We start from the raw sequence: 13047 nt of genomic DNA, 5'->3' as shown, positions 1-13047 counted from the left end.
CGCAACGAGCACGCGCAGCAGCGACGTTTCGACCTGTCGGACCTGCGTTACAAGAACGGTGTCGACAGCTACCTGTCGGTGCTGACCGCGCAGACGGACCTGTACACCGCGCAGCAGTCGCTGATCAGCGCACGTCTGGCACGCTGGACGAACCTGGTCACCCTGTACCGCGCGCTGGGCGGTGGGTGGGTCGAGCGGGCCGGCGAAACGACCCGCGCGCCGGATGCACCGGTCGACTACGACAAGGCGGCCGCTCCGGCGCCGGCGTCGGCAGCGGCGACGAACGGGTAAGGAAGGGCAGGCGCAGTCTACCGCGCTTGTCCTTTGAACCCGCTGTACGCGAAAAAGAAAACGCCACGGATGAGGATCCGTGGCGTTTCTTTTTACGCAGCTGCCCGCGTTGGAAGCGGTGTGACGTTACCCCCGCTTCGCCCAAAGCGTGATGCGAGGTCGCTGAGATCTTCCATACAGCCATCGTCCTATAAATGGGATTCTGGGGAATATTTTGGCCTCTTTTTCCAGATTGATGTCACCGCTACGATTAATGCACACACAGTTCAACCAACTTCACACTTGAAATGAAAAAAGTCCTTGGAATTCACGGTAACCCCAATACGCATTGGGTCGGCGACGGCTTTCCGGTGCGCTCGGTCTTTTCCTACAGCAAACTCGGCGGGGAGGTGAGCCCGTTCCTGCTGCTCGACTATGCCGGACCGCACCATTTCACGCCAACCCATTCGCGGCGCGGTGTTGGCACGCACCCGCACCGCGGGTTCGAGACCGTGACGATCGTTTATGACGGTGAGGTCGAACATCGCGATTCGACTGGTCACGGGGGCGTCATTGGCCCTGGTGATGTTCAGTGGATGACCGCAGGCGATGGGATCATCCATGAGGAATACCATTCGTCGGCTTTCGCCAAGGCGGGTGGACTGCTTCGCTCGGTTCAGCTGTGGGTCAATTTGCCAGCCAAGGACAAAATGAGTCCGGCCGGCTACCAGGGCATTACTGCAACCGAAATCCCTAACGTCGAATTGCCCGGCGGCGCCGGCCGTGCCCGGGTGATCGCAGGTGAGTTGTTCGGCACGAAGGGGCCTGCGCGCACCTTTACCCCGATCAATGTCTGGGACGTTTGGCTGAACCGCGACGCCGACGCGACACTCACTTTGCCCAAAGGGCATACCGCCATGTTGTTCGTTGTCAACGGCGATGTCACCGTGAATGGCGCAGACAATGCCCGTGAGGCGGAGATGGTGCTGCTGAGCCGCGATGGCGATGCCGTCCACATTCACAGCAATGGCGAAGCAACGATCCTTGTCCTCACTGGCGAGCCGCTCAACGAGCCAATCGTAGGCTACGGCCCTTTCGTGATGAACAGCGAGGCGGAAATCCGCCAGGCCATCAACGATTTCAATTCCGGCCGCTTTGGGCAAACGCCGGCACCCACAGCGGGCGGGCAACCGAAAGCCTGAAGGTTTACCGCCACGCGAACATCGGATCGGAGTCCGGATTGATTGCCCGCCATCCTCGATCGCGTTCTCTTTTCAACAGCAAACTGCACGCGCCAGCGACGGCTTGAGCAGCGTTTCCGCCGCATCCGAACCGTCCAACGCACGGATACACGGCCCAAGGTTTGGCTTTCGAAAGCTAAGCCGCGTCTTCAATCTCCATCACCCAACCGCAAGGATGCCAACATGACGACCAATGCCATTTCGCTGTACACCAAGCGCCGCACCCAATATGCGCTCGGCAAGGAACTGCCCATCTCCACGGCCGAAGCCGAGGAACTGATCCGCCAAGCAATCCGCATCGCGCCTTCGGCATTCAATTCGCAAAGCTCGCGTGCCGTGATCCTATTCGACGCAATGCATGAAAAGCTGTGGGACATCACGCGGGAAACGCTGCGGGCCATCGTGCCCGCAGACGCCTTCGCGCCAACGGATGCCAAAATGGACGCCTTTGCGGCGGGCGCGGGGACCGTGCTGTTTTTCGAGGATCAAGACGTCATCCAGGAATTGCAGAAGCAGTTCCCGCTGTATGCCGATGCCTTCCCCATGTTTTCCGAGCATTCGGCCGGCATGGCGCAGTTCGCGGTCTGGACTGCGCTGGCCGAAGCCGGCATCGGCGCGAGCCTGCAGCACTACAACCCGCTGGTCGAGGCGGAGGTGACCAAACAGTGGAACGTTCCTGCCTCGTGGAAGCTGCGCGCCCAGATGCCGTTCGGTTCGAATCTCCAGCCGTTCCCGGAGAAAACCTTCATTGCGGACGAGCTGCGATTCAAGACCTTTCGCTGATAAGCTTTACGGGTTTTAGCCGGCCTGCGCGGCGTCGCTCGGTGCGAAGGCCAGGATCGTCGTCGCCTTGGCGCCGCGATCGGCCCACAGATGCTGCACCAAGTTGATCGGGCCTTGTCCGGCATCGGCGATGCCGGATCAAGCCAACCGTACGCATGGATTTCCTGTAGAACCACTGGCGGCTTGGATCTGCCTATCGGATGCGCGCGATGTCGCAGTCGGAATTGCCGACCCGCATGACATAAGCCTGGCCCACAATACGGTCCCAGGACGTTTACAAGTCGCGTCGTTCAACCTGACAAGAATAATGGTTTTGTCGTTGCCAACGAAACTTGACATAATACCTATGATCAACATTTTTAACGTAGCAGCCATATCCTAATGTCGTATTTTTGGTCGCTGGCATGCCATGCTACCCATTGGCGTCGCCGGATGCCCACGGGCCAAAAATCGCAATCTAGCCGTTTCCCGCAGCCTTGCGCCGTTACCTGTCCGGTTCCGGCAATTTTCTGGCCTTCGCCAGCGTACGAAATTGCCCGTTTTATTGACCCGGACTGCAACCGTGTACAGTAGGCGCATCCCCGGAAGACGCAGCATCGATCCTTTTCTCCCCCCCGGGCTCCCCGCATACGCAAAGAAGATCCGCCATGCAGACTGCTGCCTTGCCGATCGAGCCGACGCTGCTTCGGCGCTATCGCTATTTCGAATCCGACGACCTCGACGACACGCGCGAACGCATTGCTGCGGTGCTGCAGCCGCATCGGCTCACGCCCGGCAGCTCGCGCGGCGGCTATTCCGCGTACATGGATCACGTCCGGATCGACAGCGTCGAATTCGGCACGATCGGCTATGCCGGCACCATGAGCGTCGATGCCGGCGAGATCGAGGACTACTATCTGGCCATCCTCAGCCTCGGCGGCTATGCGGACCTGAACGTCGGCGGCCGACGCACGATCGCCGGGCCGACCCAGGGCGTGATCGTCGGGCCGGCCACCCGGTTCGGCGGCACGTTCTCGCGCGACTGCGAGCAGTTCTTCGTGCGCATCGACAAGCGCGCGATCCTCGCGCATACCGGCTACGATCATCTGCAGATCGAGCCCACGCTCGACCTGACGCGGCCGGAGCTGCAGCCGTGGCTCGCGCAACTGCGCGTGATGGCGTCCTCACCGGAGACCGTCGCGCTCGCGCAGCGCGACCGCCGCATCGCGCTCGAATTCGAACGGCTCATCGTCTCGCTGCTGCTCGCCGGCCAGCCGCATCACTGCCAGACGCGGCCCGGCGGGACGGCGCTCGTGCCGCGCACGGTCAAGCGCGCGGAGGCCTATATCGCCGAGCACGCATGCGAGCCCATCACGCTGGCCGATATCGCGCTGGCGGCCGGCGTGCCGGTGCGCACGCTGCTCGACGGTTTCCAGCGCTTCTCGCACGGCAGCCCGATGCAGCTCGTGCGCGAACGGCGTCTCGAACGTGCGCGCGACCAGTTGTTGCAGGCGCGCGAGGCCGAACGCGTCGCGGACGTCGCGCTCGGCTGTGGCTTCGCGAATCTCGGCCGCTTCGCGATCTTGTACCGCGAAACGTTCGGGGAATCGCCGTCGGATACGCTGCGCCGCGCGCGCCGGTCCGCCAGCTGAGCACGTAATTCTGCGCACGCCGGACAGGCGCTGCGCTTGGTGGATATTCGCGGCCAATTCGTCCGCATACAGTCGATCCGTCCGAATTCGACGGAGCCGCTGGATGTCCCTGCTCAGAATCCGCGTCGCGCGCATCGAGGCGCTGACGCCCGCAATCAGACGATTGCACCTCGTCGCCGCGAACGGCGCGCCGCTGCCCGGGTTCGACGCCGGCGCGCATATCGGCGTGCACGTGCCGCTCTCCCCTCGCCCGCAACGACGGGCCTATTCGCTCGTGAACGCCGGCGCGGGCGCCGCTTCCGTCGACCACTATGAAATCGCCGTGCTGCGCGAAGCCGCCGGAAGCGGCGGCTCGCAATGGATGCACGCATGCGTGCCCGGCGACGAATTCGAAATCGATCCGCCCCGAAACGATTTCCCGCTCGCCACGAACGCACAGCGCCACCAGCTGATCGCGGGCGGCATCGGCATCACGCCGATCTTGTCGATGGCGCGCGAACTGGCGCACGCCGGGCACGCGTTCACGCTGCACTACGCCGCGCGCGACGCCGCATCGATGGCCTATCGGGGCGAAGTGGCCGCGCTGCCCGACGCGACCTGCTGGTTCGACGACGGCGACCCGGCGCGCGGCATGCCGTTGGCCGACACGATCGGCGCGCCCGAGCCCGGCACGCATCTGTACGTATGCGGCCCGACCGGGCTCATCGAGGCAACGCTCGCCGTGGCGCGACGTCTTGGCTGGCGCGACGAGGCGCTGCACAGCGAGCGCTTTGCGGCGGCCGTTCCGGCGGGCGGCGACGCGCCGCTCGAAGTCCGGCTCGCGGCATCGGGGCGCATGCTGGACGTGCCGGCCGGCACGTCGATCCTCGATGCGCTGATCGACGCAGGGCTCGACCCGCTCTACGACTGCCGGCGCGGCGACTGCGGTGTCTGCGCGGTCCGCCTGCTCGACGGCGAGCCCGATCATCGCGACATCTGCCTCACCGACGACGAACACGCCAGCGGTTCGTTTTGCCCGTGCGTGTCGCGCGCGAAAGGCGCGCGCCTCGTCCTCGATCTGTGAACCCGCCCCTATCGTCCCTCTCCGAGCAAGGAAACCGCATGAGCCTGACCAACGAAACCCTCGCGGGCCTGGTCCGCCCCGACAGCGTGCACAAGCGCCTCTATACCGATCCCGCGATCTTCGATCTGGAAATGCAACGGATCTACGGCCAGGCGTGGATCTACGTCGGCCACGAAAGCCAGGTGAAGGCCGCCGGCGACTATCACACGACGCGCATCGGCGACCAGGACGTCGTGATGGTGCGCGGCACGGACGGCGCGGTGCACGTCGTCTACAACCGGTGTCCGCACAAGGGCGCGAAGATCGTGCCGGACGGCGACGGCTGCGTCGGAAAATTCTTCCGGTGTCCGTACCATGCGTGGACGTTCAGGCACGACGGCACGCACCTGTCGGCGCCACTGCGCAACGGCCTGCAGAACACCTGTTTCGATCCGAAGCATCCGGATTTCTCGATGCGCCGCGTCGCGCGCGTGGACAGCTATCGCGGCTTCGTGTTCGCCAGCCAGTGCGCCGAAGGGCCCGATCTCCGGACGTTCCTGAACGGTGTCGTCTCGTCGATCGACAATCTGTGCGACCGCTCGCCCGTGGGTGAAGTCGAAGTGACGGGCGGTGTGTTCCGCGTGCTGCAGCGCTCGAATTGGAAAGTGTTCTACGAGAACCTGCACGACACGATGCATGCGCCCGTCACGCATGAATCGTCGGTGGTGTCGGCCCGGGAGAAGGCCGCGAAGATGGGCGCGATGCCGTTCGAGCTGCTTATCATGGACGGCAACGGCGAGCCCTACGCGTTCTGGGAAAAACTCGAACTGCGCGCCTACGCGTACGGCCACGGCTATATGGAGGGGATTTTCGATCCGGCGGCCGCCGAGCGCGACCCCGTGTCGAGCGCGCATTTCGCGGTGCTCGCCGACGCCTACGGCGACGAACGCGCGCGCGGGATTCTCGGCATGAACCGCCACAACACCGTCATCTACGGCAGCGGTTCGCCGCATACCGTGTTCCAGCAGTTTCGCGTGATCCGGCCGATCGCGGTGGACAAGACGCTCGTCGAAATCCAGCTGTTCCGGCTGAAGGGCGCGCCCGACGCCGTGTTCGAGCGTGCGCTGACCTACGCGAACGTGATCAATTCGCCGTCGTCGAACGTGATGCCCGACGACGTCGAGGTGTATGCACGCTGCCAGGAAGGCAACCGGACGCGCGGCGGCGAATGGGTCAGCATGCATCGCTATGCGGGCACCGATCGCGCGACGGAAGACGGCTTCGTGTCGATCAACGGCACCAGCGAGCTGCCGATGCGCAACCAGTTCGCCGCGTGGAAGCGCTTCATGGTCGATGAAACCACCGCCCCCACCAACACTGTCGAAGGAGCTGCCTGATGCTGCACGACCCGGCTTTCGATCTGTCGACCGTGGCGGTCGACGCCGTCGCCCCTGACGCCACGCTGCAGGCGAACGCGGCCCAATTCCTGTTTCGCGAGGCGCGGCTGCTCGATACACGCGCGTTCGACCCGTGGCTCGACCTGTGGACACCCGACGGCATGTATTGGCTGCCGCACGAGCCGGGCCAGGCCAGCCCGCGCGATCATATCTCGCTGTTCTGGGAGGATGGGACACTGCGCGAGGTACGCGCGGGCCGCGTGACGAATCTCCGCAACTGGTCGCAGCAGCCGACGACCCGCACCGCGCGCATCGTCGGCAACGTGATCGTCGACGGTCGCGATGCGGCCGGCCGGTTGATCGTCCACTCGACACTGATCGTCCACGAATGGCGGCTCGGGCAGCGCACGCTGGCGGGGCTCGTCACGCACAAGCTCGACACGAGCGGCGACGACTGGAAGATCTATCTGAAGCGCGTCGATCTCGTCAATTCGACCGACGCGCTCGCCAACCTGGAGGTGTTCGTGTGACCACCCCATCGCTGTCGGGATCGCTGGCGCGCACGGCCGTGATCGCACTGCATTACCAGAATGACGTGCTCGATCCGCGCGGCAAGATCCGCGTGGGGTTCGACGCGGACCAGCCCGAGCGCGCGGCGGTGCTCGATGCGGCCCGCGCGCTGCTGGCCGGCGCGCGCGCACACGGCTTGCCGATCGTCCATGTCCGCATCGCGTTCCGCGACGACTATGCGGACCTGCCGCGCAACGCACCGATTTTCGTGCGCACGGCCGAAATCGGCGCGGTGCGCGACGGCAGTTGGGGCGCCCGCTTCCATCCGACGCTTGAGCCCGATCCGGCACGCGCGCTCGATTACGTCGTGCATCACCGGTGCACGAGCGGCTTCATCGGCACGCCGCTCGAACAGATGCTCACGGCACACGACGTGCGTCACGTGATCGTCGCGGGCGTCGCGACGCATTCGACCGTCGAAATGACGGCGCGTCACGCAGCCGATCTCGGCTACCGCGTGACCGTCGCGGCCGACGCGTGCGCATGCGCGGACCGCCGGCAGCACGACGCGTCACTCGAATCGATGCGATTGATCGCGACCATTTCCACCGTCGCCGAGCTGTTCGGCACGGGCTCGCAAACGGAGGGCGAATGAGCACGACGCCTACCCCGGAAGTACGGTCGCGCAAGGCGGCGGAGCGCCTCGAGGGCAAAGTTGCGATCGTGACCGGCGCGACGCAAGGGCTCGGCGCCGACATCGCGCGCTGCCTCGCGGAAGAAGGCGCGTGCGTGCTGATCGCCGGGCTCGACGCCGATGCGGGCCATGCGCTGGCTGCTTCGATCGGCGCATCGGCGCGCTTCGCGCCGACCGACGTCACCGACGACGCGCAGCTCGAACGCGCGATCGCGACGGCCATCGACGCATTCGGTGGCCTCGACGTCATCGTGAACAACGCGTGCAGCTACGACGACGCCGGCCTTGCGTCGACCCGCGCACAATGGGCGCGCCTGCTCGACGTGAATCTCGTGTCGGCGGCGATGCTGGCGCAGAAGGCGGCGCCGCATCTGCGGTGTGGCGGCGTCATGGTCAATCTCGGCAGCGTCGGCGGAAAGTTTGGTGCGGCCGGTCGCGCGTTGTACCCGGCGTCGAAGGCTGCGCTGCTGCAACTGACGCGCAATCTCGCAGTCGATCTCGCGCCGCGCGGGCTGCGGGCGGTCAGCGTGTCGCCGGCCTGGACGTGGTCGCCGTCGCTCGAGCGCCTCGCCGGCGGCTCGGTCGAGCGGGCGGATCGCGTCGGCCGGCCGCTGCATCCGCTCGGCCGCGTCGGCCGCGGCGACGAGATCGGCCGCGTCGTGGCGTTTCTCTGCTCGGACGATGCATCGTGGATCACCGGTGTCGACGTGCCCGTCGACGGCGGTTTCTCGATGCTCGGCCCGGATCAGGGCGTGTCGCCGCGCGAGTGGTTCGAACGACAGCATCCGCAGTAACGCGCGGTGCAAATCCGCGGTGTCTCCCCCTACTCCATCGGGAATCCATCCATGACGAAGCAAATCAGAATCGGCAGCGGCGACACGGCATTCGACGCCTATCTTGCGCTGCCGGAAAGCGGCAACGGACCGGCCATCGTGCTGCTACAGGAAATTTTCGGCGTGAATGCCGAGATGCGTGAAGTCGCCGACCTGTATGCGGCGGAGGGGTACGTCGTGATCGCGCCGGACCTGTTCCACCAATTTGCACCGAACATCGAGCTGGGTTACGGCGATGAGGATCATGCGAAAGCCTTCGACTATTACCAGCGCTTCGATGTGGCGCGTGCCATCGCCGATATCCGCGCGACCGTCGATTACGCTCGCGCGCTGCCCGAATCGACCGGCAAGGTCGGCGTGCTCGGCTTCTGCCTTGGCGGCAAGCTCGCGTATCTCGCCGCGGCGCAGTGCGGCGTCGATTGCGCGGTCAGCTATTACGGCGTGGGCATCGAGCAGTCGCTCGATCTCGTGGAACGTATCGCGTGCCCGATGGCGCTGCATTTCGGTGCCGACGATCCGCTCAATCCGCCCGACACCGTGACCGCGATCCGCGCGGTGCTCGGCAGCAAGGCGAACGTGAAGCAGTACGAATACGCGGGCGCCGGCCATGCGTTCAGCCGCAGCGGCCCGACCTTCGTGAAGACGGCCGCGATGTCCGCGCATACGCGCAGCCTCGCGGTGTTCCGCAAGACGCTGGGCCCCGATTACGATCTCGGCGCGCTTGCCGATCATCACTTTTATCTGGAGTTCGCCGCGCGCGACCCGGAAGAAACGATGCAAACGATGGTGCCCGAACCCTACGTGAACCACGTGCCGACGATGACCGGCGGCACGGGTTACACGGAGCTCAGGCGTTTCTACACGCATCACTTCATCCACAACAACCCCGCCGACATGGCAATGGTGCCGATCTCGCGCGTGGTCGGCGTCGATCGCATGGTGGACGAGTTCATCCTGACGTTCACGCACGACCGGGAAATCGACTGGCTGTTGCCGGGCGTGGCTCCTACGGGCAAGCGCGTGGAGATTCCGATGCTCGTCGTCGTCGCGTTTCGCGGGCCGAAGCTCTACAACGAGCATATCTACTGGGATCAGGCGAGCGTGCTGGTGCAGCTCGGGCTGCTCGATCCGCAAGGGCTGCCGGTCTCGGGCGTCGAGGCCGCGCGCAAGCTGCTCGATGAAACGCGGCCGTCGAACACGCTGATGGCACGCTGGCGCGACAGCGAACCAGCACGATAGTGGCGCGCGCCGGAGGCGGCCCTCTGTTGTCCGCCTCGCGCGCGATGATCGGCGCTCGGGCCGGTGCGTCGCCGGCTCCCCGACTGCCTCGGCATTTGCGGATTTCCATGACGCGTACCCCGACGGTCAGCCCGTTTCAGTGGCTGAACGCACCGCCATGACCATGCGCGAACCGGACAAATTCACGGTCACGACGCATCAAGCCAGATACGCGGCAACCTCATCCGCCGTCAGGAACCGCACCAGCGTCACGGACGGGTTCTGTGCCGGATGGCAGACACCATTGAAGCCGTTCCAGCTCCGCTTGATACCCTCTTCCGTGTCCAGCGCGATCAGCACGCATTTACCGTGCTTGCGGTGGCTGCGCAGCGGCGCTTCCCCCCAAGCGAGCGCCAGGTTGTGGACCAGCACGCCGTTCTCATACGCATGCGCCTGCAGCCAGTGAAACTCCGACGTGTCCTGATCTTCGTCACCGCTCCTCGGCGCAATCGGCTTGCCGACGCGCAGCGTCTGCGCGTGCTCGCCGATCAGGCGCTGCAACAGCGTGAACGCGTGGAACGTGTTGTTGACCGCATGCACGCTGGCCACGAAGCCGGTGCCGGAAGCCGGCAGCACGACGACGCACTCCGGTTCATTGCTCATCGCCGACGCGAGGCACAGAAAGTACAACTGGTCGAACGGCAAACTGCCGTTGTCGGCCATCCGGTCCAGCAACGACTGCAACGCGGTATCGGCGACGAGATCGCCGTGATTGTCACGATCGCGCATCAGCATCGCCATCAGCGGCAGGACGAGCGTATCGACCGCGTCCCGCAGCGCATCGACCTCCCAACTCTGCTGCGCGCTCAGTGCATCGAGCCGTTGCCGGGCTGCCTGCCAGTCGCGCCGTTCGTCATCGGTGGCTTCATCGTCGCCCTCTTCGACTTCCGTTGCGCAAAACGGCGCGAGTTCGGGCAGCCATGCCCCCAGCCTCGCCTGCGCGGCAGGAAACAGGATGCGCGGATCGGCCCCGCGCTCGACGATCGCGCCACCGAGCAGCGCCAGCAACGCCGCGCGATTCGGATGCAGCGCCGGCAGTTCGGCCGCACACGCGCGCAGGATGGCGTCGGCGCGGGCAGGATCCTGCGCCTGCTCGCGCAAGTCGTCGACTTCGGTCAGTTCGAAGAAGTCATCGATCGTGAAAAGATCGGCTTCGCTGAGGACGGGCCGGTGCAGGACGGCAAGGAATTCAGGTGTGAGCAGCGTCATGGTGGGTGTTGTTGCAAGCAAGAACGATCGACGTTGAAGTGACCGAAGCGGACGGGGCAACGCCCACCCGCTTCGGTGGCAAGCGCGCGTTACTCCCGCATCCCTTCCAGATCGCGGATCAACTCGCTGGCCGAGATCTCGTCGAGCGTCGACAGCGCATCAGGCTCGCGAATGCTGCCCCAGCTCGACGGCGCACCGGCCTGCAACGCACCGAGCGCCTGATCCGGATACATGTCGATCGCCCCGACGATGATCCCCGGGTCGAGCGACAGCTCGATCACCTTGCCGGCGCCGAGCGGCTTCGTGAAATACCAGATGCAGCCGCCATCCTCCACCTGGCCGCGGCGCCAGCCCTTGTTGACGAGCCCGAGCACGCTGCCGGTCGGTACCTTGATGCCCTTCCAGCGTTCGAGCAACCGCCCGTTGCGCTCATCGTCGGTCAGACGGTAAACGTCGCGGCCGAGCTGCGCGAACGGCTGCAGCAGTTCGTAGTCGGCGAACACCTGCCCGAACGCGGCGGCATCGGCCGGCGCGATTTCCAGCGCATGCGGCACACCGATGCGGATCGTCGCGCCTTCCGGCAACGTGAACGCATCGTCGTCGGCCGTGGCTGCGGTGCCGTCTTCCGCCACGCGGAAACAGGCCTTCAGCGTGCCGCCGAAGTTGCCGCCGTCGTCGACTTCGTACACCCCCCACACGAGGCGCTGCACGAGGTGGCGCACCAGCGGATGCTCGGCGAGAAACGCGCGAAACACCTCGGGCGTCCAGCGGCGGCGCCCGCACATCGCGACCTCGAGCCGCGCAAGCTGCTGGCTCGCGATGGTGCGCGCATCCTTCTTCAGCAGCTTGAAGCGCTCGACCGCGTCCTTGCCCTTCACCGGATCGTCGGTCTTCTTCGGTTTCGGCAGGTCCGCCAGCCGCGCGCCGGGCACGCCGTCGGCCCCCGTCTCGCGCACATACGGTTTCAGCGTCTCGTCGAAGCCGACCTGGAACACGCGCGGACCGAAGTCGAGCAGCATCGTGCCCTGCGCATCGAGCCCGAGATCCGGCGCCAGGCGATCCTCCAGTTCCTCGGACGACAGCCCGCGCGCTTCCGCGATCGCCTCGATCTTCTCGCGCGCGCGGTCCTGCAGCGCGCGGAACTTGACCTTCTGTGCGATGCCATTGAGCAGCATCAGCGCAACGTCGCTGCCGATCGAGGCCAGCACGTCGAGGCCGGTCGCCGCGCGAGCATGCGCCGATTCGCCGGGCCACGTGCGGATCAGCGGCGTCAGCTTGCGTGCGGTGTCGTCGTTGCCGAACAGACCCAGCGCGGTCAGCGCCCAGCCTTCCTTGCCGGGCGCGCCGGCATCGAGCCAGGCGTTGAAGCAGTCCCACGCGAAGTCGGCCAGCGACTCCGCCGTGCACGCGTCCTTCACGACGTCGATGCCGCCGTAGATCTCTTCATTGGTCGGGAACGTCAGCATCTGGCCGAGATGGTCGAGCGCGTCGTCCGGCAACGCCTTGCCGTTTTTCAGCACCGGCCGGCGCCAGCCGCGCGGCTGCCAGAATTCGGGCAGCTTGCTGCGCTTGGTCGGGAAACGGTCGAGCGGGCTCTCGTCGAGCACCGCACGCACCGCCTGCTGCACCGCGTCGTCGGCATAGCGCGCGGCGACGTCCATCAGCAGCGCCTCGTGGCCGTTCGCCTGCAGCAACCGCAGTGCGGCACCGGCGCAGTCGCGCGCTTCGCCCGGCTTGCCGAGCGACGGCGCGATCAGGCCGCCGGCCGCATGCTCGGGAAACTTCAGCAGCCACGTACGGCCTTCGTCGCGCAACGTCTTCAGCTTCGCAAATGCGCGGGCCGCGATCGGCGCGCATTCGACAGCGCCGTAGTTCAGCGCGCCGCCGAAATTCTCCGTCGGCTTGCTGCGCACGGCTGCGATGAGGCCGGGCAACGCGGGCAAGCCGAAGGTTGCCATCATCATGTTGACGCCCGCCGTGCTGAAATCGCCCGCAATCGCATTCCAGATATCGACCGCCACCGCGGCCGGCAACAGCGTCAGGTACTCGGCGCGCAGCGTGTACCAGAAGTACCGCTCACGCTTGCGCTCGTCGATCATCCCGCGCCACGCGGCGACGAACGCCGGCGCGTCGCCTTGCCGGATGGCCTTTGCCGCGGC

The 13047-nt window shown here is 65.7% G+C and carries 12 protein-coding genes; 10 read left to right on the top strand and 2 right to left on the bottom strand.

The window, feature by feature from the left end; translation table 11 throughout:
- From G3N61_RS34850 to G3N61_RS34805, 10 genes are all read left to right on the top strand, one after another.
- The coding region (locus G3N61_RS34850; RefSeq protein WP_205824632.1) for a TolC family protein at nt 1–291 on the top strand (291 nt) is incomplete at its 5' end.
- 287 nt (nt 292–578) lie between these two features.
- Entirely contained in the window at nt 579–1472 is an 894-nt protein-coding gene (locus G3N61_RS34845; protein ID WP_089454843.1) for a pirin family protein, read from the top strand.
- A gap of 222 nt (nt 1473–1694) precedes the next feature.
- Nucleotides 1695–2294 (top strand): nitroreductase family protein, encoded by a 600-nt coding sequence (locus tag G3N61_RS34840; RefSeq protein WP_205824631.1) that lies wholly within the window; start codon nt 1695–1697, stop codon nt 2292–2294.
- A 647-nt stretch (nt 2295–2941) separates the two neighbouring features.
- On the top strand, nt 2942–3925 hold the full coding sequence (gene andR / locus G3N61_RS34835; RefSeq protein WP_089452946.1) for an anthranilate 1,2-dioxygenase regulatory protein AndR: 984 nt from the start codon (nt 2942–2944) through the stop codon (nt 3923–3925).
- A 103-nt stretch (nt 3926–4028) separates the two neighbouring features.
- Nucleotides 4029–4988 (top strand): PDR/VanB family oxidoreductase, encoded by a 960-nt coding sequence (locus G3N61_RS34830; RefSeq protein WP_205824630.1) that lies wholly within the window; start codon nt 4029–4031, stop codon nt 4986–4988.
- Nucleotides 4989–5026: 38 nt separating this feature from the next.
- Entirely contained in the window at nt 5027–6364 is a 1338-nt protein-coding gene (locus tag G3N61_RS34825) for an aromatic ring-hydroxylating dioxygenase subunit alpha (RefSeq protein ID WP_089452944.1), read from the top strand.
- Complete coding sequence (locus G3N61_RS34820) at nt 6364–6894, top strand: aromatic-ring-hydroxylating dioxygenase subunit beta (protein WP_205824629.1); 531 nt, start codon at nt 6364–6366, stop codon at nt 6892–6894. The genes G3N61_RS34825 and G3N61_RS34820 overlap by 1 nt, the downstream gene beginning before the upstream one ends.
- The gene (locus G3N61_RS34815; RefSeq protein ID WP_205824628.1) at nt 6891–7529 is read left to right on the top strand and encodes a cysteine hydrolase; all 639 of its coding nucleotides are present in this window, start codon (nt 6891–6893) and stop codon (nt 7527–7529) included. The genes G3N61_RS34820 and G3N61_RS34815 overlap by 4 nt, the downstream gene beginning before the upstream one ends.
- The gene (locus G3N61_RS34810) at nt 7526–8362 is read left to right on the top strand and encodes an SDR family oxidoreductase (RefSeq protein ID WP_205824627.1); all 837 of its coding nucleotides are present in this window, start codon (nt 7526–7528) and stop codon (nt 8360–8362) included. The genes G3N61_RS34815 and G3N61_RS34810 overlap by 4 nt, the downstream gene beginning before the upstream one ends.
- A gap of 51 nt (nt 8363–8413) precedes the next feature.
- Nucleotides 8414–9640 (top strand): dienelactone hydrolase family protein, encoded by a 1227-nt coding sequence (locus G3N61_RS34805; protein WP_205824626.1) that lies wholly within the window; start codon nt 8414–8416, stop codon nt 9638–9640.
- A gap of 198 nt (nt 9641–9838) precedes the next feature.
- Here the strand turns inward: G3N61_RS34805 and G3N61_RS34800 are convergent, their stop codons facing one another.
- Nucleotides 9839–10888, bottom strand: coding sequence for a hypothetical protein (locus tag G3N61_RS34800; RefSeq protein ID WP_241018044.1), 1050 nt, complete (start codon nt 10886–10888; stop codon nt 9839–9841).
- An 89-nt stretch (nt 10889–10977) separates the two neighbouring features.
- Nucleotides 10978–13047 (bottom strand): DUF4132 domain-containing protein (locus G3N61_RS34795; protein ID WP_205824624.1); only part of this gene is annotated, 2070 nt, incomplete at its 5' end.

The organism is Burkholderia sp. Ac-20349 (genome assembly GCF_017104865.1).
GTDB lineage: Bacteria > Pseudomonadota > Gammaproteobacteria > Burkholderiales > Burkholderiaceae > Burkholderia > Burkholderia aenigmatica.
Note: the sequence above shows the minus strand (reverse complement) of the source record. Positions and strands in the feature narration are given on the sequence as shown.